Annotated in this window: 21 protein-coding genes; 12 read left to right on the top strand and 9 right to left on the bottom strand. The window is 58.2% G+C overall.

Annotated elements, in window-relative coordinates:
* Positions 1 to 33: 33 nt before the first annotated feature.
* The 3 genes from JJO78_RS15325 to JJO78_RS15315 are packed head-to-tail and all read right to left on the bottom strand — an operon-like array spanning position 34 to position 6,233.
* Positions 34 to 1,953: a sensor histidine kinase gene (locus JJO78_RS15325; protein ID WP_273623996.1), complete on the bottom strand. Its 1,920-nt coding sequence runs from the start codon at positions 1,951 to 1,953 to the stop codon at positions 34 to 36.
* A gap of 6 nt (positions 1,954 to 1,959) precedes the next feature.
* Entirely contained in the window at positions 1,960 to 4,422 is a 2,463-nt protein-coding gene (locus JJO78_RS15320) for a PAS domain S-box protein (RefSeq protein ID WP_273623995.1), read from the bottom strand.
* Positions 4,419 to 6,233 (bottom strand): cache domain-containing sensor histidine kinase, encoded by a 1,815-nt coding sequence (locus tag JJO78_RS15315; protein WP_273623994.1) that lies wholly within the window; start codon positions 6,231 to 6,233, stop codon positions 4,419 to 4,421. Before JJO78_RS15315 ends, JJO78_RS15320 begins: the two co-directional genes overlap by 4 nt.
* A gap of 106 nt (positions 6,234 to 6,339) precedes the next feature.
* Here JJO78_RS15315 and JJO78_RS15310 point away from each other — a divergent pair, with 106 nt between their 5' ends.
* From JJO78_RS15310 to JJO78_RS15285, 6 genes are read left to right on the top strand one after another with little or no spacing between them, the layout of a single operon-like run.
* Entirely contained in the window at positions 6,340 to 8,037 is a 1,698-nt protein-coding gene (locus tag JJO78_RS15310; protein ID WP_199480345.1) for a diguanylate cyclase, read from the top strand.
* A gap of 11 nt (positions 8,038 to 8,048) precedes the next feature.
* On the top strand, positions 8,049 to 9,194 hold the full coding sequence (locus JJO78_RS15305; protein ID WP_075195648.1) for a response regulator: 1,146 nt from the start codon (positions 8,049 to 8,051) through the stop codon (positions 9,192 to 9,194).
* On the top strand, positions 9,187 to 9,582 hold the full coding sequence (locus tag JJO78_RS15300) for a response regulator (RefSeq protein WP_075195631.1): 396 nt from the start codon (positions 9,187 to 9,189) through the stop codon (positions 9,580 to 9,582). The genes JJO78_RS15305 and JJO78_RS15300 overlap by 8 nt, the downstream gene beginning before the upstream one ends.
* A 2-nt stretch (positions 9,583 to 9,584) precedes the next feature.
* On the top strand, positions 9,585 to 9,905 hold the full coding sequence (locus JJO78_RS15295) for a DUF2288 domain-containing protein (protein WP_036211125.1): 321 nt from the start codon (positions 9,585 to 9,587) through the stop codon (positions 9,903 to 9,905).
* Between the two features lie 18 nt (positions 9,906 to 9,923).
* Positions 9,924 to 10,295, top strand: coding sequence for a PA4575 family protein (locus JJO78_RS15290; RefSeq protein WP_036211122.1), 372 nt, complete (start codon positions 9,924 to 9,926; stop codon positions 10,293 to 10,295).
* 36 nt (positions 10,296 to 10,331) lie between these two features.
* Positions 10,332 to 11,243, top strand: a complete 912-nt coding sequence (locus tag JJO78_RS15285; RefSeq protein ID WP_041332476.1) for a lysine exporter LysO family protein — start codon at positions 10,332 to 10,334, stop codon at positions 11,241 to 11,243.
* A gap of 4 nt (positions 11,244 to 11,247) precedes the next feature.
* Here the strand turns inward: JJO78_RS15285 and JJO78_RS15280 are convergent, their stop codons facing one another.
* Positions 11,248 to 12,456 carry an HD-GYP domain-containing protein gene (locus tag JJO78_RS15280; protein WP_041332477.1) on the bottom strand — a complete coding sequence of 403 codons (1,209 nt, stop codon included), beginning with the start codon at positions 12,454 to 12,456 and terminating at the stop codon, positions 11,248 to 11,250.
* Positions 12,453 to 13,262, bottom strand: coding sequence for a TatD family hydrolase (locus tag JJO78_RS15275; RefSeq protein ID WP_036211116.1), 810 nt, complete (start codon positions 13,260 to 13,262; stop codon positions 12,453 to 12,455). Before JJO78_RS15275 ends, JJO78_RS15280 begins: the two co-directional genes overlap by 4 nt.
* A gap of 118 nt (positions 13,263 to 13,380) precedes the next feature.
* On the opposite strand from JJO78_RS15275, the gene JJO78_RS15270 reads away from it, so the two are divergent.
* Complete coding sequence (locus JJO78_RS15270; RefSeq protein WP_075195632.1) at positions 13,381 to 14,652, top strand: D-amino acid dehydrogenase; 1,272 nt, start codon at positions 13,381 to 13,383, stop codon at positions 14,650 to 14,652.
* The gene (locus JJO78_RS15265) at positions 14,649 to 15,896 is read left to right on the top strand and encodes a methyltransferase (RefSeq protein WP_075195633.1); all 1,248 of its coding nucleotides are present in this window, start codon (positions 14,649 to 14,651) and stop codon (positions 15,894 to 15,896) included. The genes JJO78_RS15270 and JJO78_RS15265 overlap by 4 nt, the downstream gene beginning before the upstream one ends.
* A gap of 5 nt (positions 15,897 to 15,901) precedes the next feature.
* Here the strand turns inward: JJO78_RS15265 and JJO78_RS15260 are convergent, their stop codons facing one another.
* From JJO78_RS15260 to JJO78_RS15250, 3 genes are all read right to left on the bottom strand, one after another.
* Positions 15,902 to 16,378 (bottom strand): DUF4124 domain-containing protein, encoded by a 477-nt coding sequence (locus JJO78_RS15260; protein WP_075195634.1) that lies wholly within the window; start codon positions 16,376 to 16,378, stop codon positions 15,902 to 15,904.
* A gap of 128 nt (positions 16,379 to 16,506) precedes the next feature.
* The gene (locus tag JJO78_RS15255; protein ID WP_041332481.1) at positions 16,507 to 17,715 is read right to left on the bottom strand and encodes an OmpA family protein; all 1,209 of its coding nucleotides are present in this window, start codon (positions 17,713 to 17,715) and stop codon (positions 16,507 to 16,509) included.
* A 147-nt stretch (positions 17,716 to 17,862) separates the two neighbouring features.
* Positions 17,863 to 20,193: an ATP-dependent helicase gene (locus JJO78_RS15250; RefSeq protein WP_075195635.1), complete on the bottom strand. Its 2,331-nt coding sequence runs from the start codon at positions 20,191 to 20,193 to the stop codon at positions 17,863 to 17,865.
* Positions 20,194 to 20,381: 188 nt separating this feature from the next.
* On the opposite strand from JJO78_RS15250, the gene JJO78_RS15245 reads away from it, so the two are divergent.
* The 3 genes from JJO78_RS15245 (at position 20,382) to JJO78_RS15235 (ending at position 23,686) form a co-directional block, all read left to right on the top strand.
* Positions 20,382 to 20,762, top strand: a complete 381-nt coding sequence (locus JJO78_RS15245) for a DUF2237 family protein (protein WP_041336370.1) — start codon at positions 20,382 to 20,384, stop codon at positions 20,760 to 20,762.
* A 4-nt stretch (positions 20,763 to 20,766) separates the two neighbouring features.
* Positions 20,767 to 22,917: a tRNA(Met) cytidine acetyltransferase TmcA gene (locus JJO78_RS15240; protein WP_273623993.1), complete on the top strand. Its 2,151-nt coding sequence runs from the start codon at positions 20,767 to 20,769 to the stop codon at positions 22,915 to 22,917.
* A 73-nt stretch (positions 22,918 to 22,990) separates the two neighbouring features.
* On the top strand, positions 22,991 to 23,686 hold the full coding sequence (locus JJO78_RS15235; RefSeq protein ID WP_036211096.1) for an ankyrin repeat domain-containing protein: 696 nt from the start codon (positions 22,991 to 22,993) through the stop codon (positions 23,684 to 23,686).
* 41 nt (positions 23,687 to 23,727) lie between these two features.
* Here JJO78_RS15235 and JJO78_RS15230 read toward each other — a convergent pair whose 3' ends face one another.
* Positions 23,728 to 24,831 (bottom strand): enoyl-CoA hydratase/isomerase family protein, encoded by a 1,104-nt coding sequence (locus JJO78_RS15230; RefSeq protein WP_075195637.1) that lies wholly within the window; start codon positions 24,829 to 24,831, stop codon positions 23,728 to 23,730.
* A 136-nt stretch (positions 24,832 to 24,967) separates the two neighbouring features.
* On the opposite strand from JJO78_RS15230, the gene JJO78_RS15225 reads away from it, so the two are divergent.
* Positions 24,968 to 25,309, top strand: coding sequence for a c-type cytochrome (locus tag JJO78_RS15225; RefSeq protein ID WP_075195638.1), 342 nt, complete (start codon positions 24,968 to 24,970; stop codon positions 25,307 to 25,309).
* The last annotated feature ends 8 nt before the right edge of the window (positions 25,310 to 25,317 follow it).

The raw sequence follows: 25,317 nt of genomic DNA, 5'->3' as shown, positions 1-25,317 counted from the left end.
AACCTGCCGGGCCTCTCAATACTCAGTTACCCATTACCCCGCCACTGGCAGTTCCAGCCAGAACGTAGCCCCCTCGCCCGGAACGGATTCATAGTCCACCGTGCCCTTCATACGCGCCATCAGCTCCCGTGTGATGGCCAGACCGAGCCCGGTTCCGCCACTGGCTCTTCGGTCCGACGAATCAGCTTGTGAGAATTTCTTAAAAATATGCTCCCGAAAATGCGGGGCGACGCCCTCACCATGGTCTCTGATACACAGCCGAACCGACTCTCCGCGCTGGCTGGCGAAAATGTCGACGGAGGACCCTGCCGGAGAAAACTTGATGGCGTTGGACAACAGGTTGGTGATGGCCTGGTTCAGGCGCTGACGATCCACATGAACTGTCACGGCTGGCAGTTCAGCCACCTGAAGATGAATGTCTCGCTGTTGGGCAAAGGTTGCGATGTTTTCAACACTCTCGTGAACAAGATTTTGCAGAGCATGGTGTTCGCTACGGAAGGGCATTTTGCCGGCCACAAGCTTTTCCATATCGAGTAAGTCGTTGATCAGGAACGTAAGCTGTTGGCTGTTCCGATAGGCGATGTGCGCCAGTTTCGAGGCCTTCTCCGGCAGCTCGCCGACGGCATTGTTGGCCAGTAGCCCGAGGGAGCCGGAAATCGAGGTCAGTGGGGTGCGAAGCTCGTGGCTGACAGTGGAAATGAACTCGTTCTTCAGGTGGTCGACTTTCTTCCGCTCTGAAATGTCCTCGGTGATCAGCCAGACAACGGGTTCGTTGCCGTAATCGTCCAGTTGCAGCCCGTGGAGCATGACGGGGGCCAGTTCCTGCCCTGGCGTCATGAAGTAGCCTTCGAGGCCGCTGAGTCTGGCATGTTCCCGAAGGGTTTCCTGAACCCCGGGCCTGTTGGCCAGCGGCTCTCCATGGACATCAAGCGGTTGGTCGAAGAAATCCAGTGACTGGACGGATCTGCCAAACTGGTTTTCGAACGTTGGGTTTGCCCGGAGCAGTCGATTGGAGGTGACACTGAACAGCCCGATGCCCATGGGGGCCAGTTCGAAGAGTCCCCAGAGCCGCCGCTGCATTTCGCGATCCCGTGACATCAGGCTGGTGAGCCAGAAAACAGCACCGCTGACAATGACCAGCATCGCGAACAGGCTGCCACGAAATATCCAGGGCTGACTGGGGTGGTTTGGCCAGCCCCCGACTGGTTCGGCAAACACCACCCAGGTAGCGCCTCTCATGCGAATCGTGCTGGTGACTGGATCTTCCCATTGAAAGGGGCGTGTGGAGAAAAAAACCGACTGAGTGTCATTAACGTCGGCCGACGACGAGATCGCTACATTGAAGTCGTCTTGCAACGTATCCAGCCCTATCGACGAGTACAGTTTCTGAAGGTCCAGTATCACTGAAATAACCCCCCAGAAATCGCCCGAGGCCTGTTCGAATATGGGAACACGCCCCGCCAGCCCCTGCCCGCCCTGAACCAGATCAATAGGGCCGGTGAACACCACGCGACGGGTGTTGAGCAGCATCTTGATCTGATCTTGCGACAAGCTCTGTGCGGTCAGGTCGAGACCGATCGCAGCCTCATTGCCGGCCAGTGGGTAGACATGGCGAATCACGAAATCCGGAGCCAGTCCGATGTTTCGGAGTTCCGGTGCAAGGCTGAAGATGACCGAAGCCAGTTCCCGGAAGCGTTGGCCGTCGATATCGGGTTGTATCGCGACGTTGGCGGCCAGTCCCCACACGGTCTGGATGTTCTGCAGTATGGCACTTTGCAGCTTGAGGCTTATCTCATCCGTTTTTTCCTGCCACTGCTGACGGACATCGTTGCGGTGGCTGGAAGAGCTGGATGCATCAAGGGAAACCGCGACTACAATGACCAACAGCAGAACGCCCAGCCTTGAAGCCCAGATCAAACGATGAAACACGTTAGCCCGCGTTTGTGCCGCCACTATCGATTACTCGTCACTCTCATCGGGTTTGTCACTCTCATCGGGTTTGATGTCCAGCCAGAACGTCGAGCCGTATCCCTCGGTGGATTTGAACCCCACGCCGCCGCCCATTTGCGACATGATCTCCCGGGTAATGGCCAGCCCGAGGCCCGTACCGCCACGGCCTCGGGTATCGGAGCTGTCAGCCTGGGCGAACTTTTCGAATATCCTGGCTCGGAAGGCTTCCGGTATGCCTGTGCCATAGTCCGTGACTTCGATGCGAAAAAGGCCGTCATGAAGGTGTGTCAGTATGACAACCTCGGCCTCCGGCGGAGAAAACTTGATGGCGTTGGACAGCAGGTTGTCGAGTGCCTGGCCCAGGCGCCGGGCATCGATAGCGGCTTTGACCCAGGGATGGTGATTTTCGAACCGAAGTGAGATTTGCCGATCAACCGCGTAGGTTGATGTTCGATCCAGGCTGTCCTGAATGATCGCGCTGATGTTCTCGCTGTGCATCCGCAGTTCCATTTTTCCGGAGACCAGCTTTTCCATATCCAGCAGATCATCAATCAGATGCTTTAGTTGGTCGCTGTTGCGGGCTGCGATAGCCACCATGGCTTTGACTTTTTCAGGTAGATGGCCAAAAACCCCGCCCGCGATCAACCCAAGGGAGCCTGATATGGACGTCAGGGGAGTTCGTAGTTCATGGCTCACGGTGGAGATGAACTCGTTTTTCATTCGGTCAACCTTGCGGCGCTCTGATATATCCTCAACCAGCGACCACACCAGTGGTTCGTTGTCGGCACGCTCCACCAGAACGCCCTGGAAGAGAATCGGGAACCGGGTGCCATCCTTGCGGATAAACTCCTGCTCCACGGGGCCGAACCGCCCGTGTTCTTTCAAATCAGTGATGGCCTGCTGCGTTTGCTCGGCGTAGTCCTCGGGAGTGACGTCCCAGTAGTTCAGTGCCAGGAACTCGGCGTGTGAGTAACCGCTGTACTCCAACAGTGCCGCGTTAACATCAAAGTTCTGTCCGCTTCTGAAACTGGTCAGAAGAATGCCAATCGGTGACAGTTCGAATAAGGTACGCAGCAGTTGCTCTCGTTCCGCGAGTGCAAGCTGCGAGCGCTTCTTTTCATCGACGTTGGCGAGAAACCCATGCCAGATGACGCTACCGTCCGGGCGCCGTTCCGGCGTGGCCCGGCCCTCGACCCAAATCCAGTTCCCATCCGGAGCTCTGACCCGAAACTCGGACTCCCAAACCGCCAGTGCCTCCTGGGAACGGTCGATGGAAGCGGCTACATATTCAATGTCGTCGGGGTGTATGGCATCAAAGGCAATGCTGGCATCCTCTATAACAGCCTCCGGAGAAACGCCGTAAATATCACGTATGCCGTCGCTGCTGTAGAGGAACCTCGACTCACCATCCTGGAGTACCTGATACTGATAAAGCATTCCAGGCACGTTTTCGGACAGCTTTCGCAGCGTATCCTCATGGGAATGTTGCTGGAGAAGGGCTGCCATCCACTGTGCCAGCCACACGATAAACAGGCGATCCAGATCCGTGAACGGTCTGGATCTTGGCGATACCGAGGAAAAATTAAGCGTGCCGAAGAGCTTGCCATCAAACTCTATGGGCGCCGCAATATAGCTCTCAAGGCCCATTTGGGCATAGCAGGACTGGTGGCGATAGCGGGAGTCGCCCATATGGCTGATCGCCAGATGGTCGCCTTTTGCGAGCATCAGTGCGCAATAGGTTTGCTCCACCGGTAGTGACAGGCCGGCCTCCAGTGGAGAGTCGTCCGGCGCTCTGAACCAGCGAACCGTATAGACATCGGTGGTGATTTCGCTGACGATGCCGGTTTCCAGTTCAAGGTGTTGGCGCCCCAGATCCAGGGCCATGTCTATTTTTTGTTCCAGGGGCGCGGAGGCGTCCACCGTCAGGTTGTTCAGTGCACTCAGAATCCGGGTCTTCTCGAGCTGTTCCTGGCGGGATTTACTCGCTTCGAAGTCATTGATCTCTTCATCGACACATCGGGCCAGCTCTTCCAAAAGCATGCGTTGATCGCCGTCGAGCGATCGTGGCCGGGTGTCTATGATGCAGAGAGTGCCCAGGCGATAACCTTCATGGCTGCGGAGTTGAGCACCGGCGTAGAAGCGAATGTGTGGCGGGCCGGTAACGAGCGGGTTATCGGCAAATCGTGAATCCTCGTGGGTGTCCTCGACAATGAACAGACGATCACTGAGGATGGCGTGGCCGCAGAAAGAGATGTCCCTGGGGGTCTCCCTGGCCTCCAGCCCCTGACAGGATTTGAACCATTGCCGTTTTTCGTCGACCAGTGACACCAGGGCAATGGGGACGTCGAAGGCCAGTTTGGCCATGCGAGTAAAGCGATCAAATCGCTCCTCTGGTGACGTATCGAGCAGGTGAGTTCGCTTCAGCGCGAGAAGCCGTACCGCCTCATTCAATGGGCTTTCGGGTGCTATCACGAGTCTGTTTCCTCATCAGCGACGGTCGACAATGCCTCACCGGATCCGGATGTGGGCATATCGACCCAGAAATGCGCGCCCTGATCATTGTAGTAGCCAACCTCTGCATGCATCAGCGTTGCCAGTTCGGCACAAATGGCAAGCCCCAGCCCCGTACCCTTTACCGAACGAGTAGTACCGGTTTCGGCTTGTGCGAATCGTTTGAACACGCTGTCGGCAAAAGAATCCGGTACTCCAGAGCCCTGATCACTAACGGTGATTCTCACGTATTCCGGTGAGTGGAGCTGGGCTTTTATCCTGACCACTCCGTTCTTGGGCGAGAACTTGATGGCGTTGCTGACGTAGTTGTCCAGAATCTGCCTCAGCCGGTGCTTGTCACAGAGTAGATGTGGTAGCTCACCGCTGTCTGACATCAACCGGACCTGATGTTCAGCAGCCATAGTGTTGTTGTCCTCAACGGTGCCGTAAAGTATCGGTTGGATCGCTTCGCTTTGAATTCGCACTTTGAGACTGCCATCGGACAGTTTGTTGAAGTCGAGCAAATCCGCCACCAGCAGTTGCAGGCGCTCGCCATTTCTCAGGGCGAGGTTTGCCATGCTCTGGCTTTTTTCGCTGAGTGGTCCGGTGGTGCCGGAAGAGAGCAGCTTCAGAGCGCCAGTCAGTGACGTCAGGGGCGTACGAAGTTCGTGGCTGACCGAGGACATGAAATGATCTTTGAGCCTGTCCAGGCCGTCACGTTCCTCCAGAAGTCGATTGAAGGCCACGGCCAGGTTGCTGACCTCCGGAATGCCGGACTCGCCCAACCGCATGGCAGAATCCGGTTGTTCAGCCATGTGCTTTATACGCGTCGTCATTCGGTCCAGTGGCGACATGGTGCTCTTGACCAGCAGGTAGCTTAACGCGGCGATCACCAGTGTGATCAGCAGGCTGATGCTGAAGAACTGGAGAAAGGATTGTCGGGCGGGTGTTGTTGCCTGATCATAGGGAACAGCGCGGACGAAGACCCACCCCAGCCGTTGCAGGTGATTGGTGGCGTATATCAGGGGCTGACCATCCTGGCCGTTGACCTGTCCGAACGTGATGCCGGATAGCGCTGCGTCTGTCAGCGCATCTGCGCCAGGAGGCGGCAGGGGTTCGATGTTCTGGGAGCCCTTGCCGGAATCCACGTACAGAAAGTTTTCCGTGTCGATGATTTTCTCGATACCCTGGGATCCATACAAACCCATGTTGCGTTTTTCGGGTAATAGAGTGGTCTTGCCCAGATCCAGGGTGCCGCCTGCGAATCCAAGCAAGTCCCCTTCATCCGTTTCGATGGGTGCCAGAAAGGAGAGCAGGGGCCTGCCAGTGGTTCGCCCGATAATAGGCTTGCTGACAATAGGCTTTCGTTTCTCCAGGGCTTCCTGGAAGTGAGGGCGATCCAGATAGCAGGTGCCAATACGATTTGGGACGTAGACATTTTCTGCCACGGCACATCCGTTCTCATCAAAAATGAGAAGCGCCGCCGGAAACAGATCCTGGATTGCCGTTTGGCGATTCAGCGCTATCTCCAAGGCAGCCTGGTCCGGAAGGTCGTCGTCGGCAAATTGCGAGGCGAACGCTGACAGAGAATTCAGTCGAAGCTGAAGCTTCTGGTCGACCTGCTCCGATGTTCTTGCAGCTTCGAGAATCTGGCGGTGGGTGAGCAGGTCTTCAAAGTCCTGTACCACGGCCTGATAGGCGATCGCAATAATGGCCAGGACGGTTACAAGACTGCCTCCGCCAATAATGATCGCTACGCGACTACTAAGGGAGAGCGATTTGCCTGATCGCAATGAAGTGCCTCTCTGTTGCGTTTTTCCGGATAATGTTCTGTGATGAAAGAAGATTAGCCTAGTTGAACCGGTTATATTAGTAAAAAATCGAGGCCTCAGACCTTTTATGGGAAAAGATCCAAAAGCGGATATCGCGGATAAACTCGCACAATTGCGACTCAGCTTCCGTGGTAAGGCGGAGGGGGAACTCGATCAGTTGAGCGAAGTCGCTGCGAGGGTAACCGGGGGGGCTCAGGGGCAGCGACTGCGGCGTGAAGATGTGATGTCGGCCTACCAACTGCTTCATCGTCTGGCCGGTTCTGCCGGAACCTTCGGGTATGCGGTATTGGGGGCGGAGGCACGAAGGCTGGAACAACGCCTTAAGCCATTGGTGGAAAAATACCCGGTGCAAGCCGACGGTGACCCAGAGGTTCCCGGCGAGGAAACTCCACAGGTTATCGATACTCTGACGCAGGCAGGGCACTTGCGTTCTTTGTTGGATGAAACGTCGGTGTCGACAACCCGCAGTACCAACGATCCTGAGCACTTAAATGATCATTACAGTCTGACGGCCGCAGATATTCAGGTTGTCCTGTGTGGATTATCGGAAGGTTCGCAGGTTTTTCTGGAGTACGCACTCTCAAATTACGGTTTTTCGATATCGCGCCAGGCGGTCTCCACCCTCTCCCTTAGCGGAATGTCGGGAGTGACCCTTGTGGTGACCGGTGAGGACGCGCTTTCTGAGGTGTCCGCGGCGCTCGATAAGAAGACAGGGAGCGCCAGCTTACTGAAACCACCGCTCATTTGTATCGGACGCAGGGATGATTTCCGAAACCGGTATGCCCTGGCGGATGCCGGGGCAGATGCACTTATTACGGAACCGGTTGATGCAACCGTACTGACGGAAAGCATCGAGCGTTTGGTCAGTGAGCAGAGCCGGACGGTTTCCGGGAAAATCCTGATTCTGGATGACGATGAAGATCTTGCTGGGCACTACCGGGCGGTGCTGGAAGGAGCGGGCTTTAATGTCCGCGCCATCAGTAATCCCGAGACGGTGTTGTCGGAACTTTCGGAATTCTCACCTGACATAATGCTGCTGGACGTTCGCATGGGAGATTACTCCGGGCCGACGGTGGCAAAGCTGGTTCGTTTTGATCCCGAATGGGTAAGCCTGCCGATCATCTACCTGTCGTCTGAGCAGGATAAGCAGGTTCAGCTCGAAGCCATGGCAAAAGGGGCGGATGAGTTCCTGACCAAGCCCGTGTCCGACAGCTATCTTGTACGCGCCGCCCAGATCCGCTGCTATCGCGCCCGCCAACTGAACGAGCTGCTGATACGGGACAGCCTTACGGGCCTGTTGAAACATTCGTATATAAAGCAGGAAATTGATAAGGAACAGGCCCGCTGCAAGCGACTGTCGCAGTCTTCGGTTGTCGCCATGCTGGACCTGGATCATTTCAAGAAAGTGAATGATCAGTACGGGCACAGAATGGGCGATATTGTCATTAAGGCACTTGCCAGCCTCCTCAGGCAACGATTGCGTTCCACCGACATGATCGGCCGGTATGGCGGGGAGGAGTTTGTGGTGGTTTTGCCGGAGTGCTCGATACAGGAAGGGCGGTTGGTGATGACTCAGATCTGCGAGGCATTCTCTGACCTGTCGTTCAACAATGATGGTGCTAGCCTGTCGGTTACCCTCAGCGTGGGTATTGCCGCGCTGGATGCTTTTGAGTCCGGTAGTGATGCGCTCAACGCAGCGGATCAGGCCCTTTATGAGCGAAAGAAAGGGGGCCGTAACGGCGTGACGACTTTCCATCAGGGATGAAGCATAACGTTATGAAGGCACTTATTCTGGAAGATGACACATTGCTGGCGGATCTGCTGGAAACGGTGGTCGGCGGGCTTTACCCGGGTATTGATATTTTCGTAACGGCGTCGGTCAGGGGGGCTCTGGCACATTGGTCCCAACACGGTTCTGACCTGATGATCATCGACTGGAATCTGCCGGATGGCTCGGGCCTTGAGGTTATTCGCGCTGCCCGTGAGAAGAGCAGCAAGACCGCCATTGTCATGATCTCCGGCCGGGCTGACAGGGATTCGGTTCTGAAAGCCGCACGCTACGGCATCAATGGCTATATCAGCAAACCGTTCAGTGTGGAGATGGTGCACGAAAGGCTGACAGCACTGGTGGACCCGGCAGACTTTGATCGGGAGTCTCAACCTGATCTGGAGCACCTGCTGCAGACGTCGGTGGAGTCCGTTATTCAGCTGCCCTCCGCCATTGATACGGCTCGGGTTCTCGAATTGATGGCGCGAAAACAGGATATCTCCCCATCGCAGCTCGCGGAGCGGTGGCATGGCGAGGTTGCGTTGACAACCCGTCTGCTTGACGTGGCCAACAGCGCCTCGTTCCAGAAAACCGGTGAGCCGGTCCGCAGTCTGCGTGACGGGATTGCCACCATGGGTGTGGATATGGCCTTGCGGCACGCGATGGCCATGTCGCTGGATATATGCGGCCAGTTGCGCGATACCCGTTTGGCGGAAAGAGCGACTGTCTTTCTCGAAACCGCCGAGAAGGTAGCCCAGGAAGCCGTACGAATTGCGTTACGTATCGGAATCGATCAATCCGATGTGCACACGGCGGCCCTGCTCAGCCGGGTCGGCGAACTGGCGGTGCTCAAGGTGATGCAGCAATGCCTGGATCGCAAAGGCCAGGTTTCTGATGAACAGATTGAAAGCGGGTTAACGGCCTGGGCTCAGAGTTATGGGAATCGTCTCAAAGTGCAGTGGCATCTGCCTTTGCAGTTGAGAGAGCTGATTGGCGCAGTTCATTTTCTGCCGCGTGATGCCACGAGCGATTCAAAACTGGTTATGCGTGCCTCCGCCTTGATAGCGGATGGGCAGAATCAGGGCGAGGAATGTTTGCGCTTGCTGCGCAGACTGGGGGTGGATAACCATGAGAGAGGTACAGACGATGGCTAGCCCGGTCGGAGAGCTTCAGCGAATTCTTTATGTGGAGGACGATGCCGACATCAGGGCCGTGGCGGAGCTGGCACTGGAAACCGTTGGGGGGTTTTCAGTAAAGAGCTGCAGCTCCGGTCAGGAGGCGCTTGTTGAGGGTCCGGATTTTGACCCCGAACTGATCCTGCTGGATGTTATGATGCCGGGTATGGATGGCCCGACTACGTTTCAGGCGTTACGGGAAATTCCGGCATTGAGCGCGACACCTGTGGTGTTCATGACCGCTAAGGTGCAAACTGAAGAGGTGGCGTTCTACAGGGAATTGGGAGCGGTTGACGTGATACCCAAACCGTTCGACCCCATGACTCTTGCCGATCAGATACGTGAAATATGGACGTCCAAGGTGTGAACATGGTTGCGAAAGAATCGCCAGAGGAACTGAAACACAAGCTGAATCTGGAAACGTCCCGGATTAATTGGCATGACCTGCAGGTGTATTATGCCCGTGGTCATGTCGTGAAAGTGGTCCCGGAACTGGACCTGCTGGATGTGGCGGCAGAACTGTCAGCGGACAACAAGGCCCAGTTTGAGCGTTGGTTGGCCGATAACAAAGTGGGCGATGTCGCTCCGGATCTTGCCCGCCACTGGTATGACGAGAACACGGAACTCTGGGCAGTGGTGATTGCGCCCTGGGTGCTGGTGCAGGACAGGTCCGGGCATGTACTTCACTGAAACTCCTGGAATAAGGCCGTGAAACTGCATTACTTTCATGGGCGTGGCCCGCTACGGGCATTGGTTATGGTCCGGGAACAGCGCCGGGTTGAATTGTTCATCAAACCCGTCGGTGAGGACATCTGGGCGTTGGTGGCACTCAGTGGTTCGGTGGACGGCCAACCAGAAAAACATCGCTGCCAGGGCCCCTATCGTTCCATTTCCCAGGCGGAAGCGGTGTTGCGCAGTGTTGCGGGCGCGCTGATGGGGCAGGATTACCAGCCCCAACCCAACGACTATGTGGTCTGGTCGGTGATGGCCCAGCGCCTAGCGCGCACCATTCGAACCGATCGCGATGCCAGTGCAGGCAAGTTTCATTTTGATCCCGATCAGTACGAACCTATCGGCTGATCTTCTCCTCCCCAATACACTTTTTTCGAGGACTTCATGCTGACCGGCGCACTGCTGATCCTGGCACCGCTTTTCCTGGGTTTTGCCCTGGCACTTGAGAACCGCCATCTGATGACGGCCATTCACTACGGCGTTGAAGGGCTGGTGTACTTTATCCTGGCACTCTTGGGGCTGAGCCTCGGGCAGATGGAAGGCGTTGGTGGCCAGTTGGCCAATATGGCGTCCCAGGTTGCCGTGCTCGTGGTGGTACTGTTTGTGGCCAACATGGCGGGGCTGTGGCTGTTTCACCGTTGGCAGCCGATGGCAGCGCGGGAGGATCATGTGGACCAGCCTCGTGGCTATCGTCGCCTTTTCCTGGCGGGGTTGAAGCCACTGTTGGCGGTTGTGGTGGGTGGTTTGGCCGGTTTCTACTGGCTGCCGGATATGCCCATGGCCGAAGACGTGGCGACCTGGTCGCTAATGTTGCTGCTGTTTCTGATTGGCCTGCAACTGCGCAATGCCGGCCTGTCCCTTCGTCGGCTGCTGCTCAACCGACAGGGGTTGGGCATTGCGTTAGCGCTGGCCGGGAGCTCTCTGCTCGCTGGTTTCGCAATGGTGCCTTTGCTGGACGCCGCCTGGCATGAGTCGTTGGCACTGGCGTCCGGGTTTGGCTGGTATTCCCTGTCCGGTATTGTGATTGGCGATGCCCTGGGGCCGTCCTGGGGCGGTGTCGCCTTTCTCAATGATGTGATCCGGGAGATTATTGCGCTTGCGATTATTCCGCTGTTAATTGGCCAGCGACCGGCCATGGCCATCGGCTATGGGGGGGCGACTGCCATGGACTTCACCCTGCCTGTGATTCGCAGCAGTGGCGGCCTGGACTGCGTGCCCGTGGCGATTGCGTCGGGGTTTATCCTGTCGTTCCTGTCTCCCATCCTGATGGCCGTGTTCCTGTCCATGGGAGGGTGATGTTTCAGAGCAGGAACTTTCTGACGTCGATCTTGTAGTCTTCCGGGTCCACGGAACGCAGAATCCGGTCCTGGGTACCCGGTTTCGCCAGGTTCAGGGTGTCAACGGTGATGGGCATGCGAAAACGGGTGTCATACATCACGCGCAGCACGGGCAATCGCTGGTCCTCGTCGTTGGTCTCGATGACGACACCGAGCCGGCCGCTTTCCAGAAGCACTAGTGAGCCAATGGGGTAGAGCCCCACACAACGAATAAACTCTTTCACCAGGGCGGCGTCCAGATGGCTGCCGCTCCACTCCAGCAGTTTCTTCAGGCCCTGGGTCGGGGTCATGCCCTTGTGATAGACGCGGTCTGAGGTAATGGCGTCGTACACATCGGTAATGGCCACCATACGACCGTACACGGAGATTTCCTCGCCTTTCAGACCCTCGGGGTAGCCACTGCCGTCCAGGCGCTCATGGTGCTCTGCGGCAGTAACGATGGCCAGTTCGCCAATACCCTCTGTTGCCTTGAGAATATCCCGCGAATGCCTCGCATGGGCTTTCATGACCTCAAACTCTTCTGGCGTTAGCCGTCCCGGCTTGTGGAGAATGTCGTCCGGCGTCAGGATTTTGCCGATGTCATGGAGCAGTGCACCAACAATGGTTTGGTGTAGCGCCTCCGAAGGCAGCTTGCGGTAGTTGCCAAACAGGGACATCAGCACGCTGAGATTGACCGAATGCTCCAGCAGATAGTTATCCTTCTCACGGATACGGCCCAGGCAACTGAGGGCATTGGCGTTGCGCAAGATAGAGCTCTGGAGCTCGTCAGCCAGTTGGTGAATGGGGGCTATGTCGATGGCCCCTTCAAGCTTCACGCTGTTCATCAGGTTGCCGACCAGCCCCTGAGCCTGGTTGTGCACCTGCTGGGCGAACACCATTTCCTCGGCCACTGCTACCCGTTTGAAAACGCCGGGAGTCTGTTCGCCGGCGCGCTGCAGCGCGGACTCGTTGCGGCGATCGACTTCGTGGGCTGGTTCCGAATCCTGGGAATCCAGGCCCTTGGAGACATCGATGTAGACGTAGTCCACCCCCATCCGGCGGATTTTTTCAACGGTGTCCTCTTTTTTGATCACGCCGCGACGGCGCTGGGTGTTGTGAGGAATCCAGTCGTTGTTCAGGTCGGTGATGTACATGCCGACCTTGAGCGCGGAGACGGGGATGCGTTTGATCATCGCGGCTGGAAGAACGTTCTCAGGCTGTTGTCATAGGTTGTAGCCAGTACGTTCTCCAGCGGTAGTTGTTTCACCTCGGCGATTTTCTCGGCAACAAATGGTATGTAGAAAGGTGCATTTTCCTTGCCGCGATAGGGAACCGGGGTCAGGAACGGTGAATCCGTCTCCAGCAGGATCTGCTCGATGGGTGCCATACGCACAATGTCACGCACGTTTTCGGCTTTGTTGAAGGTGGTGATGCCGTTAAAGCCCAGGCACCAGCCTTCGTCCAATGCGTATTGCGCCAGCCCCGGGCCTGACGTGAAACTGTGGATGACGCCGCGGCGCTTAAGAGTACCTTCGAACTCCTTCAGGATGTCGATGGTGTCGTCATCGGCCTCGCGGCTGTGGATGACCACGGGCCGGTCGGTGTCACAGGCGATCTGCAACTGGCGGCGGAACACGTCACGCTGAACGTCCCGGTCTGCGTTGTCGTAAAAGTAGTCCAGGCCAATTTCGCCCACTGCCACGATCTTGTCGTCGCCAGCGTGCGCGCGGATTTCCGCCTCGGCGGCATCGGAATACTGTTCGGCATCGTGGGGGTGTACCCCTTGCGTGCCATACACCCAGGGGGCTGTTTGGCTCAGTTCACGCACGGTAGCCAGATTGTCCGGTGACACAGCGATGGTGATCACACGTTCGATATTGACCCGCTGCGCTTCGGCCAGGGTTTCCGCCAGGGGGCGATCCTTGAGGTAATCCAGATGGCAGTGGGTTTCGATAATCGGTTGATCGAAAACGGGAATGTCGCGACGTTTCTTGCTCATTGGCGGTTACTTCACTCCATCGCAACCAAAGCGTTGGCTGCTATCCTGAGAACTTTGTCACAGTAGTTTATCAGCTTGTTCGATTGTTGACCTACATTGCTGTCATAGGGAGAAGTGCATGCACATCATTGTTGTTGGTGCCGGCGTGGTTGGCGTAACCACGGCGTATGAGCTGCAAAGCCGGGGCCATCAGGTAACCGTGCTGGAACGTCACAGCGCGGCTGGGAATGAAACCAGCAAAGGCAACGCCGCCCAGCGCTCCTACGGGGTGGTCTATCCATGGGCAGACCCATCCATGGTGTTGAAGGCCATCCCCTGGTTATTCAAGAAGGACGGCCCGCTGAAAATGTCGGTGCCGCCATCCATGGAAACCTTGCGGTTTATGTTCGCAACGCTGCGCTACGCCTGGTCGCCTGGCCTGTTTGGCCTGAACAAGCGCGCCATGATACGCCTTGGTATTCATAGCCGTGAACGCTTCCTGGCCCTTGAAAAGGAGCTTGATCTGCCGTTCGACGGCGGCCACCAGGGCCTGCTTCACCTTGCCAGCACCCCGGAAACCCTGGAAAACTACCGCGAAACCCAGCGGTTGCTCGACGAACTGGGTATCCCCTCCCGATTGCTCACTCCTGAACAGGTTCGCGAAGCAGAGCCCGGCATGATCGGGGATGGCCCACTCTACGGCGCCCTGAGCTATGACACGGATGGCACCGGTGATTGTCATCTGTTCTCCCGTGAACTGGCCAAGGCCTGCGAAACGAAGGGGGTGCAGTTCCGCTACAACACGGAAACCGAACATTTGGTGGCTGATGATCGGCGGGTAACGGGGGTGACCATCCGCAAGGACGATGGCACATCGGAAACCCTTGAGGCAGACGCTGTGGTTGTCAGTGCCGGTTGCTGGTCGGGGCATCTTACCCGTCCCCTGGGGCTTGAGTTGCCGATCTACCCGGTGAAGGGCTACAGCTTTACGGTGCCCTTGAAAGACCCTGGCCGCGCGCCGGTGTCGACCATCCACGATGACAACTACAAAGTGGTCTCGACCCGTCTGGGAGAGAGACTACGCGCCTCCGGCTTTGTGGAATTGGACGACTTCAACCGCGACATTCCGGAAGCCCGGCTGGCGACCATTCGAAAGTCCGTGGAATCCCGTTTTCCCGGTTGCGCCGATCTGGAGGCCGCCGAGACCTGGACCGGTTTTCGCCCCATGACTCCGGACGGTCCTGCCATCATCGGTCGAGGCCCCCGGGAGAACCTGTTCCTCAACACCGGGCACGGCACCTTTGGCTGGACCCTGTCGGCGGGCAGCGCTTCGGTGATTTCCCAGTTGATTGATGGGGAGGCGCCGTCGGTGTGCCTGGATGCTTTTCGGCCTGGGCGATTTTCCGAGTGACGTTACCTTCGGCGGCGAGTTCACATCACCGCGCTGACGCTTTTTATCGGCGCTGGCAGCGCTTGAACGATTGGCTGGCGCAGCATCGTGAGTTCTGGCAACCGGCGCCATTCGCTGACCCGAGCCCGGCCTGGACGAAGAACTGGCCGGCATTGGCGGACCGGGTTGCCCGGCTCTCTGACAGCGACTGTGTGCAATGGGACGATGATCCTGTCGCGCTGGCTGAATGGGTGGCCGTGGAGCTGCCTTCTTTCCGGGAGTTCGGTGAGCTGACCGACATTCAGCCACTTGCCATCGAATCCGCCGATCAGAACACCTTGCCTGAGGTCCGGGCAACGGATATGCCCGGGCGTAAGCGGCTTCAGGCCGGTGCCTTTGCAAGCGCTATCCAACCCTTGAAGCACAGCGTACTGGACTGGTGTTGCGGCAAGGGCCACCTGGCCAGAACCCTGGCACCCCTGTGCGGGGGTGACGTAACCGGGTTTGAATGGAACGCGACCCTGGTGGACGATGGCAACCTCCTGGCCGGAAAGTTCGGGGATGCGGTTACCCTGCAGTGCCAGGATGTCATGGCCGAGAACCTGACGATGCCGCCCGACGCTCACGGTGTTGCCCTTCACGCTTGTGGTGACCTTCATCGCAGGCTGATGCGTAAGGTGGCTGGCGAGGGCCTGCCAAGGGTGAGCGTTTCACCTTGCTGCTACCACCTGACGGAAGCGTTGGACTACCAGCCTCTTTCCAGGCGCGTCCGGGCTTCAAAAAATGGCTTGGAGCTGACCCGCAACGAGCTGCGACTGGCCGTCAGGGAAACCGTGACCGCACCGAAGCGTGTGCGTGAGCAAACCCGCAGGATCAGTCGTTGGCGTCTCGGGTTCGATGGTCTTCAACGGCAGCTTCGCGGCGTGGATGCCTACCTGCCGGTGCCGTCGCACCCGACGCGGCTGACGAACGGCGATTTTGCCACCTTCTGTCGCTGGGCAGCCGGCAATAGGGGGCTGGAACTACCCGGGGACACAGACTTTGGTGTCTGGGAACGTTATGGCGAGCGGCGACGGCAGGAAGTGCGCCGCCACGAGCTGGTGCGCCACCTGTTTCGGCGGCCACTGGAGCTTTGGGTGGTGCTGGATTATTCAATGTTTCTTGAGGAACAGGGGTATGACGTTCGGCTGGGGACCTTCTGCGAGCGCCAGCTGACGCCCCGCAATCTGCTGATCGACGCCGAAAAAAGGTCTGTGGACTGCTAAATGGCTCAGGGCTTTCGGTACACTACATCTTCCACGCAGCCGTCCCGAAAATACACGTAGGTCAGTTCATAAAGGGCGCCATAGTATTTCGTCTGGTATACCCAGGTTTCCTGGGGTGTGGGGTAGGTTTCCGGAGGTCGGCCAAAGGCTTCTAGAACATGCTCTTTGGTCATGCCTTTCACCACCTGTTCCCGCACCAGATAGCGCCGCAGGTCGGTGGAGTTAATAAAGCGGCAGGTGTCTTCACTGATCGCCTCCTGTGTGCTTTTTTCCGGTTCTTCCACTGTTTCATCACGCTTGGGTGACGGCGGGAGGTTCTGGCCAAAATTGCCGCCAATCCGGTTGTCACGGATGGTGATTTCCTCGGAGTCTTCCCCGCAGGGCTGGTCCGAAAAGCGAGTATCACCACCGGCATCGCACCGGTAAACCTGGGGCCACGCAGCAGCGGGTATACCCCATGTGAGAATAAAGACGAACAACATTCGCTTCACGGCATTCTCTCGCGAGCATGAAATTAAGGGCGCCTGCCCGCCAATAAAAAAGGCGCCCGAAGGCGCCTTTTCGTTGAGCTGATCTGCACAGGATGTCTGTACAGGATCAACGTCGACGCTTAACGGCGAACCTGAATGCGAGCCTCAACCCGACGGTTCTCCGCGCGGCCAGCAGCGGTCTCGTTACTGGCAACCGGCTCGGACTCACCGTAACCAACGGCATTCACACGGTCCTCACTGATGCCCAGGGCATCGGTCAGCCGGGTGGCAACTGCCTCGGCACGGCGCTGGGACAGGAAGCGGTTGTATTCCGCCTCGCCAATGCTGTCACTGTGACCGGCGATTTCCACGTTGGTTTCCGGATACTCGAGCATGAAATTGGCGACGCGGCGAATTTCATTGTCGAAGGCATTGCCGATCACCGAACTGTTGGTCGGGAACTGTACGTTCAGCTCGATGGTTTCGACGGTTTCTGTCACGCCTTCACAACCCATGGCATCCACGTCTGCGCCTGCAGTCGTGCCGGGGCACTGGTCCGCGCTGTTCACCACGCCATCGTTGTCGCTGTCCAGTTCACAACCACGGCTGTTGACGCTGGCGCCCGCCGGTGTGTTGGGGCACTGGTCCATGCTGTTGGCGACGCCGTCACCGTCGTTGTCACGCTCACAACCATTGCTGTCAACGTTCACACCTGCAGGTGTTCCGGCGCACTGATCGCGGTTATCCGGCACGCCATCGTTGTCGCTGTCTGCGGCTTTGCGTGGTGAGGGCTTTGAGTCCGCGACGGTGCGAGAGAAGGCAAAGCTCAGGCCAAGGGTTGCCTGGGTATCGAAGGTGCTTTCGTCAATGCCATGGAACTCGCGCAGGTCCGCGCGAATGGAAACGCTGTCACTGACGTTGTAACGGAAGCCCGCCCCGACGTTGACGCGGGTTTCGTCATGATTGGAACCGGCTGTCTGGTAGCTCAGCACATCGTCGCCGAAGTCCGCGTGGCCGGCACCAGCCGAGACATACGGATTCCAGGCTTCATCCTGGCCGGCAAAGTAATAGAGGCCGTCCAGTCGATATTCTTCAAAGTCGCTACTGCCATTGACGTACTTACGATCGGCATCCGCCTTGGAATAGACGCCTTCCACGGCCCAGTTGGGGTGGAAGCGAAATTCCGCGCCAATGCCCAGGGTGCCGGTTTCACTGAGGTCGCGCTTGTCGTCAAACAGCTGGAAGCCGGCAAACGGGTTCAGGTAAATGGTTTGCTCGCGTTCGGCGAGTGCGGGGGTCGCAAGGGATGTCGTCAGGGCCGCAATGGCCAGTGGGCGCATGATATTCATGCAGAACCTCCTGTTCAATTATCGTTGTAAAAAGTACTCATGTCGTACTTTCGCATAAAGCATTGCTGCAGCGTACTTACGTGAAATTTAAGTCAGGGGATTCAAAAAAACAAAAAAAGAGGGCCAGTGTTACGTCCGCAATTGTACTCAGGCCCTTGATGACATGGCGGTAAAATACAGGTGGGCACTTTTTTTGCTGAAATTCAGGGTGTCACCGTTGTCGAAAGCGACTTCGAAGGACCGTTCGTCCTCCCCCGTCACTGAGCCCGGCCCGAAGATGGCATGGCTGAGACGGTTTCTTGCCCAGAGCGGTGTCGTCTCCTCGGCCGTTGCTTCCGTACTTGTCTGCAATGTGACGCCTTGAAGGTGCGCATAGCGAAGACCGGTCGACGTCAGTGGTACGGTGGCTGTCAGTGCGTCAGCGCTGTCGCAGGAACGCCCGCCCAGCCACTGGCCAAACTCTTGGGACAGTGGAAAGCACAACTCATCGACAAACCGGCTTGGGCCCTGGTCGCCGTCAAGGTGTCTTTTTTCTCCGAATGGCCGGGTGATCAGGTGTAGCTGCTCCCGGGTTCGGGTCATGGCCACATAGAGCAGGCGGCGTTCACTTTCCAGGAAGGCCTTGGGGTCGTCCTGGGCTCGGGGGCTGTAGGGCAGGTACTTCTCCTGCAGTCCCGGCAGTATAACGGTCGACCATTCCAGGCCCTTGGTTCGGTGGATGGTGGAGAGCAAGGCGCCGCCATGGCGATTTTCACCCGCCTGTTTCTTCAGAGCCTTGAGGTGTTCCAGCGCGCCGTCAATGCTGACATCGAGTCCCGAGAGGTACAGCCGGAAGCCCCGGATGGTCTCGATGCGTTCGTCCGCGGTTTCATGGGTCAGTGCCAGGCTGCGAATGCCCTCGTAGAGTTCGGTTTCCTCCGCATAGCGGGATATCAGATCTGCCACTGAGCCTTTGAAGCGCTCCAGCTGTGCCAGTGTTTCCCCCAGCTTGCGGAGCTTTTTGGCCGCCATGGGGGCCAGTGCGTCAAAGTCCATGGCCAGCAGCCGCTCGTGCCAGCCCTCGCCGAACCCAGCCAGAAAGCGTGCCAGCTGTTCGAGCTCGGGCTCCTTGAGGCCCACATGGGGGAAACGCAGCAATTGCCGGGCAATATCAAGCCGGTCTTCATCAGGCAGATTGCGAATCCGGCCCGACACCACCATCAACAGGCTGGTGATGGCCTGAACCTCGCGACTGAACAGGGCTCCCTTTCCGGCGTCGATACGGTAGGGCACTTGTCGCGCGAGCAATTTCAATTCGATAGGAACACTCTGGCTCCACACCCTGAACAGGATCGCCGTGTTGGCAAGTGCTTCGTCGTCCATGGGTTGCAGTAGTTTCAGGACGAGATCACTGTCGTTTTCCTGCTGGTGCAGGGTGATGCCGGTCTCAGGTGTGGTTGGATGGGAATGGCAGAGCACATCCTTGCGACCGGTGTTGTGACAGATCAGGTGATTGGCCAGCAGAGCCACCTGATGGCCATACCGGAAGGTATAGCTCAGGGTCTGCTCCAGTGGGCTTTCAAACTCTTCGCTGAAACGCCTGAGTATAAAATCGGGTCTGGCGCCCCGGAATTCGTAAATCGTCTGATCCGGATCGCCCACGACAGTCACCCGTGCCCGGTCACCGGCCACGTATCTGAGCAGTAGATGCTGGATTTCGTTGGTGTCCTGATACTCATCCACCAGTACCAGGTCCATTTTGTTGCCGACCAGGCGCTGTAAGGGCGGGTTCTGGTGAATGGCCATCACCGGTTCGTAGAGCATGTCGGCGTAGCTGATGCGGCTCTGGGATTTGCGCCACTGTTCAAAGCTGTGGAACAGGTCGATCAGGTAGCGGTGTTTGTCGGAATAGCCGAGTTCCTCAAAGACGATGTCCACCGGGGACAGGGTGGTTTTCACCAGGTCGATGAAGTTAACGGCGGTTTCGACAAAGTCTTTCTTGTTACGGCGGATCTCGTCGGCTAGGTCCTCGGGCGCCAATCGCCGTGTAAGCTGCCAGGCCTGATAGCTGATTTCCTGGTCGGTGAGGATCTTGTCGGAAAACCCGGGCAGGAAACCCTCCCGCACGAACCGCTTGTAAAGCCGTAGCCCCATGGCGTGGTAGGTGCGAATTTCAGGTGTCGCCAGGCCCAAGTTACGTGTTACGTCCTGAAGTTTGTGCTCGAAGTCCACCCGCGCAGCGCGGTTGAACATCAACACCAGCATACGGTTCGGATCATGTCCCTGTTCTAGCAGATAGCGGATGCGCCAGGCCAGAGTGGACGTTTTTCCACTGCCCGCCACGGCGGTGATTACCGCATGTTCAAAACCTGCGGTGATGATGGCCCTTTGCTCATCAGTGAGGTAATCGGGCAGATTGGAGGTTTCAGGTATTTGGGGTGGGGGCGACATGCTGTGTATTGTACCCGGCGACTGGTAGTGCTGATACTGGTGCCGCATAATCCTGATAACTTTTGCTTTTCTGCTCGTCGGGATTGACCGCATATTGGGTGCAGGAGGGTTTGGGGGTTCTCTTCCAAAACACGCTCAAGCACGTCCATGTGGCGCTTGGGCTCCGCCATCCATGGCTCCGCACAGTTTTGGAAGAGAACCCCCAAACCCTCCCTCTGAATTTGGAGAATGATGTTATGGCTACAACTGCAGAACCGGTGAACGTGCTGGGTGAGAAGTTGGAAATTTGTGGTACAGATCCGGAAACCGGGTTTTATCGGGATGGGTGTTGCAACACTGGCCCGGATGACCTGGGGGCCCACGTTGTCTGTGCAGTCGTCACAGATGATTTTCTGGAATATTCAAGTGCTCAGGGTAACGATCTGAGTACACCAAGACCTGAATTTGGTTTCCCCGGTTTGAAAGAAGGGGATTCCTGGTGCCTGTGTGCATCCCGCTGGCAGGAGGCGTTTGAGGCCGATAGTGCGCCGCGTGTGAAGCTGCGTGCGACGCATCGTTCGGCGCTGAAGTATTCGAAGCTGGAAGATCTCAAGCGTCACTCCGTGGATTTGAGCTGAGTGAATGGTTGATCAAACCGGGTTGAACGGGCCTGATCTGGCCGGGTGGCAGGAGCTGCAAGCCGGGTTGCGGGCTTCCGGACATCGGCGGTTGGTGGTTCTGGAAGGCGATCGGGCAGCCTCTCTTACGTGGCTGCGGGAACTTCTTCCAGTATTGTCGATAGCGCCCGGCGTCTGGACCGGGCCGGTTGAGGATCAGCCGGAATCCTCGCTGACTTCGATCAAACCGGTCGAGGGACGTCGCTGGCTGGGACAGGAGCTGGCTTGCGTGGTCTGGGATGGCTGGCGGGGGAATCCACCAGACGGTTTTGCGGCGTTGTCGGGAACCCTCGCGGCCGGTGGTCTGTTTTTCTGGCTGATGCCGAAGCTGGAAGAATGGGGCGATTTCGACGATCCGGATTACCGGCGCACCGGATTGGACGGAGCCGGTCAGCATTCGTTTGCGGCTCGTCTGGCCGGAGTTGTGGCCGGTAATCCCGATAGTATTCGTATCACCCCGTCTGTTGACCCTCAGCCGCCACTGCCAACGGCTGAACCACCCCGCGATGCCTTCCGGGTAGGCGCCACCGATGACCAGCGTGCGCTTGTGGAAGAAGTTGTTCAAACGGGGCTGGGGCGGCGTCGGCGACCGCTGGTGGTGACGGCGGACCGGGGGCGGGGTAAGTCTGCGGCACTGGGCCTGTCGGCGGTTCGTCTTCTGAATGAAGGGCGGCGGCGCGTGGTTGTGACGGCGCCCGGGCCGGATGCGGTGAAAACGTTGTTTCACCACGCCCGCCTGGCCAGCGGGCAGGCCTCTGATCCTGACATGGGCACGGGCGATGTTGCGGTGGGCGATCAGGGGCGGCTGGAATACTGGCCCCTGGACCGGCTGCTTGCTGAAAAGCCGGAGGCCGAAGTGGTGATGGTGGATGAAGCCGCCGCCGTACCGGCAGATCTGCTCAAGCGGATACTGCTGGGTTGGCCCAGGGTGATTTACGCTTCCACGGTGCACGGTTATGAAGGTTCCGGTAGAGGCTTTGCCATCCGTTTTCGCTCGGTGCTGGATGCCGAAACGCCTCACTGGCGCAACACATCGCTTACGGCGCCCATACGATGGTCTGCCTCTGACCCCCTGGAGCCGTTGACGCGTCGGATGTTTTTGCTGGATGCCCAGGCACCACCCGTCAGTGATGACGAAGTGAATATCGCCGTTGAACGCTGGAACCCGGGTACCGCAGAAGACAATGAATTGGAGGAGGCCTTCGGTTTGCTGGTGGATGCCCACTACCGAACCTCACCCGGTGACTTGCGCCAGTGGATGGACGATCCGGCCGCGGTGAGTTGGCGTCTGACCCGGGGTGGTGTTCTGGTCGGCGTGCTATGGGCAACGGTGGAAGGGGGGCTGGACAGCGAGCTTGCAGAGCAGGTCATGTTGGGCAAGCGCCGCTTGCGGGGGCATCTCTTGCCCCAGTCCCTGGCGACCCACAGTGGATTTGCCAAAGCAGCCTGCCAGAGTCTGTTGCGCATCGTGCGGATTGCCGTGAGTGCCGAGGTTCGCGGTGAGGGGCTGGGGCAGACACTGGTGGCGGCTGCAAATGATTATGCGTGCAAGCAGGGGCTGGACGGTATCGGTACCAGTTTCGGCGGTAACGCCGGGTTGTTGTCGTTCTGGCAGCGGTGCGGGTTGGAGCCGGTTCGTCTCGGGCTGAAGCGCGAAGCCAGCAGCGGCGAGTATCCCCTGCAGTTGCTGGCCGGGGTGTCTGCGCAAGGTAAGGCGCTGACAGATCATTTGCGTGGCAGGTTGACGGAGCACTGGCTCACCCTCGTGCCGCGCAACTGGATAGACGCAGAGCCGGAGTTGATTCTGCGGATAACCTGCGGCCTTCCCGCTGACAGACCGCTCAATGAGGATGATTTCAGGGACCTGCACAGTTTTGCCCATGGCTATCGGGGCTTCGATCTGGCCTTGCCGGTACTGAGACGGCTGTCATTGCAAGCAGGCGTCGTCAACGGGATGGCTGACGAACGTTCGCGCTCCCTCTGGGCCAGGGCGGTGCTACAGGGTTGGTCGTGGCTCGAGTTGCAGGCGAACGGTGAATGCGTGGGCCGGGAGGCAGGCGAAGCGGAATTGCGCTCTCTGGTGGGCGATATTTTGCAGAACCGGCCGGACTTGTGAACCGCTCGCTTTCATTGCCGCCGACGACTGACCAGAATATCCGCAAAAATAAATCAACAGAGACTGAATCACCATGGCCCAGGGAACCGGCACCATCCTCGTGAGATTTCTGGCCGTCCTGGTCGCAAGCGCGCTGATGACAGCGTGTGCGACGAGCACAGATCCATCCAACCTTGAGCAGCGTCGTGCGTCGGTGGCGGATACGCCCTTGATGGCGGCGGTCAGCAACGGAAACCTTGAACAAACCAAGTCGCTTGCAGCCTCTGGCATGTCTTTGAACACACTGACTGAGGCCGGCACGCCGCTCTCGGCGGCGGTCAGGGCAGGCGAGGACCGAATTGTCTGGTTCCTGCTCAGCGAAGGTGCAGCGCCGGACCTGGCCACGGCAAGTGGTGTCACGCCACTGATGATCGCCTCAGGGGATGGCCATCGGCGGATCGTGCAACTGTTGTTGTCGGCCGGCGCCAGCGTAAATGCATCTGACGGCGAGGGTACAACGCCGGTGATCCGCGCAGCCCGTAACGGTCATCTTTCCGTGGTGAAAGTACTGTTGGCCGCCGGGGCGAACGTCAATGTGAATCAGGGTGGCCACTCGCTGCTGATGCACATTGTCGAAGGCGGGGATTTACTGACCGCCGAGATGCTGCTGGCGGCGGGTGCAGACGTCAACTATCGCGGTAGCGATGGGCGAACGGCTCTGGATCTGGCGCGTGCCAGCAACAACCGGGATATCGAGATGTTGCTGATCCAGGCCGGCGCCGAGCTATGATCCAGGCCGGCGCCGAGCTATGATGCGGGCTTGCGGCCCGTTCAGCTCAGTGCCATGGGGTCGTTGCTGTCGTCCAGTTCCGGCTCGAAGTGTTCTTCAACCACTGTGTCGGGCACGTCGCTGACGCTCGGGAATGACCAGGTGGGCTTGTGATCCTTGTCGATCAGCCTGGCTCTGATACCCTCCCGCAAATCTGGCCGCTGGGTGCAGCGGGCGGCCATGGTGTATTCCATCCGGAAGACGTCCTTCAGTGACATTTGCTGTGCCTTCTTTAGCTGGGTCCAGACCAGCCAGGCGGTAACCGGGCAGCCGCCGCGCAGGTTTTTCACACAGCCTTGCCACCAGTCGCTGTCGATCTCCGCCGCCAGGAGATTTTCAACAATGGCCGGGAGTTCATCGCCTGCGCTCAGCCTGGCGATGTCCTGTTCATGGCGCGCCAGTTCACTGGTTGGCAGCGCCCTGTAGTCCGGATGCTCAAGTTGCTTGACGAGCCGGAACAGGCGGTTGTCATCAGCCGCTGATTCACCGGTCCAGCGCTCCTCCTTCAACCGCTCTATCAATGATTCCACCTGATCTGGCAGGATGGCCATATCGGCCAGGCCAACCCTCAACGCGTCAGAGACGTTCAGCCGCGCTCCGGTCAGCCCCATGAACAGACCGATGCGGCCTGGCAGCCGATTGAGGAACCAGCTTGCACCAACATCGGGAAACAGGCCGATGGTGATCTCCGGCATGGCCAATGTGACATCGGGCGTTACCAGGCGGTAGCGGCAAGCGGAGAAAATGCCAAGCCCCCCGCCCATCACCACGCCGTGGCCAATGGCGATCACCGGTTTGGGGAAGCAGTGAATGGTATAGTCCAGGCGATACTCGCTGGCAAAGAACTCGGCCGGTGCGTCCGGATCTTCGTCGCCGGACAGGGCGCCATAAAGTTCGCGGATATTACCGCCTGCGCAGAAGGCACGTTCACCGGCGCCGCGGAATATAACCAGGCTGATGTGGTCAGCTTCGGCCCACTGATCCAGTACGGCCTGGGTTTCGTGGATCATCGACGCGGACAGGGCGTTCAGAGTGGCCGGTGAATCCAGGGTGATCAGGCCGATGTTGCCTTCCCTGCACGCGATTTCCTGAACCTGAATGGGCATGTCGACTTCTCCGCATCGAATGGGGTGATTATTGATCCATCACATTTGAGCTTTGTTCTTGCTGTGCTATAAATTCGTGCAACTTGCGCACCGGCAGAATCCTGTCGGGCTATAAAACGATGAGAGGGTAAAACCAATGAGACTGAAATACCACACCCTGGCTGCTGCCGTGTTCGTGTTGGGGGCTGCCGCTCCCGCCGTTACCATAGCCGCTGGTGATGCTGAGGCCGGTAAAGCCAAGGCCGCCGTGTGCGCAGCCTGCCATGGCAAGAATGGCATCGCGGCCATTCCGGGTTACCCCAACCTGGCAGGACAGAACGAACAATACCTCGTGTCTTCGCTCAAGGCGTACAAGAACAAGCAGCGCAACGGTGGCCAGGCCGCCATCATGCAGGGCCAGGCGGCGGGCCTCAGCGATGAGGACATTGCCAACCTGGCCGCTTATTACGCCAGCCTTCCGGCGGATGGTGGGGAATAATCCCCATC

The organism is Marinobacter sp. DS40M6, from assembly GCF_028581595.1.
Lineage (GTDB): Bacteria > Pseudomonadota > Gammaproteobacteria > Pseudomonadales > Oleiphilaceae > Marinobacter > Marinobacter salarius.
This window is presented reverse-complemented; position numbering and strand designations above follow the sequence as displayed.

Bases quoted from the DNA above. Each gene is read 5' to 3' on its own strand.
- JJO78_RS15310 (WP_199480345.1), top strand. From the start codon at position 6,340: ATGGGAAAAGATCCAAAAGCGGATATCGCGGATAAACTCGCACAATTG.
- JJO78_RS15305 (WP_075195648.1), top strand. From the start codon at position 8,049: ATGAAGGCACTTATTCTGGAAGATGACACATTGCTGGCGGATCTGCTG.
- JJO78_RS15300 (WP_075195631.1), top strand. From the start codon at position 9,187: ATGGCTAGCCCGGTCGGAGAGCTTCAGCGAATTCTTTATGTGGAGGAC.
- JJO78_RS15295 (WP_036211125.1), top strand. From the start codon at position 9,585: ATGGTTGCGAAAGAATCGCCAGAGGAACTGAAACACAAGCTGAATCTG.
- JJO78_RS15285 (WP_041332476.1), top strand. From the start codon at position 10,332: ATGCTGACCGGCGCACTGCTGATCCTGGCACCGCTTTTCCTGGGTTTT.
- JJO78_RS15280 (WP_041332477.1), bottom strand. From the start codon at position 12,456: ATGATCAAACGCATCCCCGTCTCCGCGCTCAAGGTCGGCATGTACATC.
- JJO78_RS15275 (WP_036211116.1), bottom strand. From the start codon at position 13,262: ATGAGCAAGAAACGTCGCGACATTCCCGTTTTCGATCAACCGATTATC.
- JJO78_RS15270 (WP_075195632.1), top strand. From the start codon at position 13,381: ATGCACATCATTGTTGTTGGTGCCGGCGTGGTTGGCGTAACCACGGCG.
- JJO78_RS15260 (WP_075195634.1), bottom strand. From the start codon at position 16,378: ATGTTGTTCGTCTTTATTCTCACATGGGGTATACCCGCTGCTGCGTGG.
- JJO78_RS15255 (WP_041332481.1), bottom strand. From the start codon at position 17,715: ATGAATATCATGCGCCCACTGGCCATTGCGGCCCTGACGACATCCCTT.
- JJO78_RS15250 (WP_075195635.1), bottom strand. From the start codon at position 20,193: ATGCGGCACCAGTATCAGCACTACCAGTCGCCGGGTACAATACACAGC.
- JJO78_RS15245 (WP_041336370.1), top strand. From the start codon at position 20,382: ATGGCTACAACTGCAGAACCGGTGAACGTGCTGGGTGAGAAGTTGGAA.
- JJO78_RS15240 (WP_273623993.1), top strand. From the start codon at position 20,767: ATGGTTGATCAAACCGGGTTGAACGGGCCTGATCTGGCCGGGTGGCAG.
- JJO78_RS15235 (WP_036211096.1), top strand. From the start codon at position 22,991: ATGGCCCAGGGAACCGGCACCATCCTCGTGAGATTTCTGGCCGTCCTG.
- JJO78_RS15230 (WP_075195637.1), bottom strand. From the start codon at position 24,831: ATGCCCATTCAGGTTCAGGAAATCGCGTGCAGGGAAGGCAACATCGGC.
- JJO78_RS15225 (WP_075195638.1), top strand. From the start codon at position 24,968: ATGAGACTGAAATACCACACCCTGGCTGCTGCCGTGTTCGTGTTGGGG.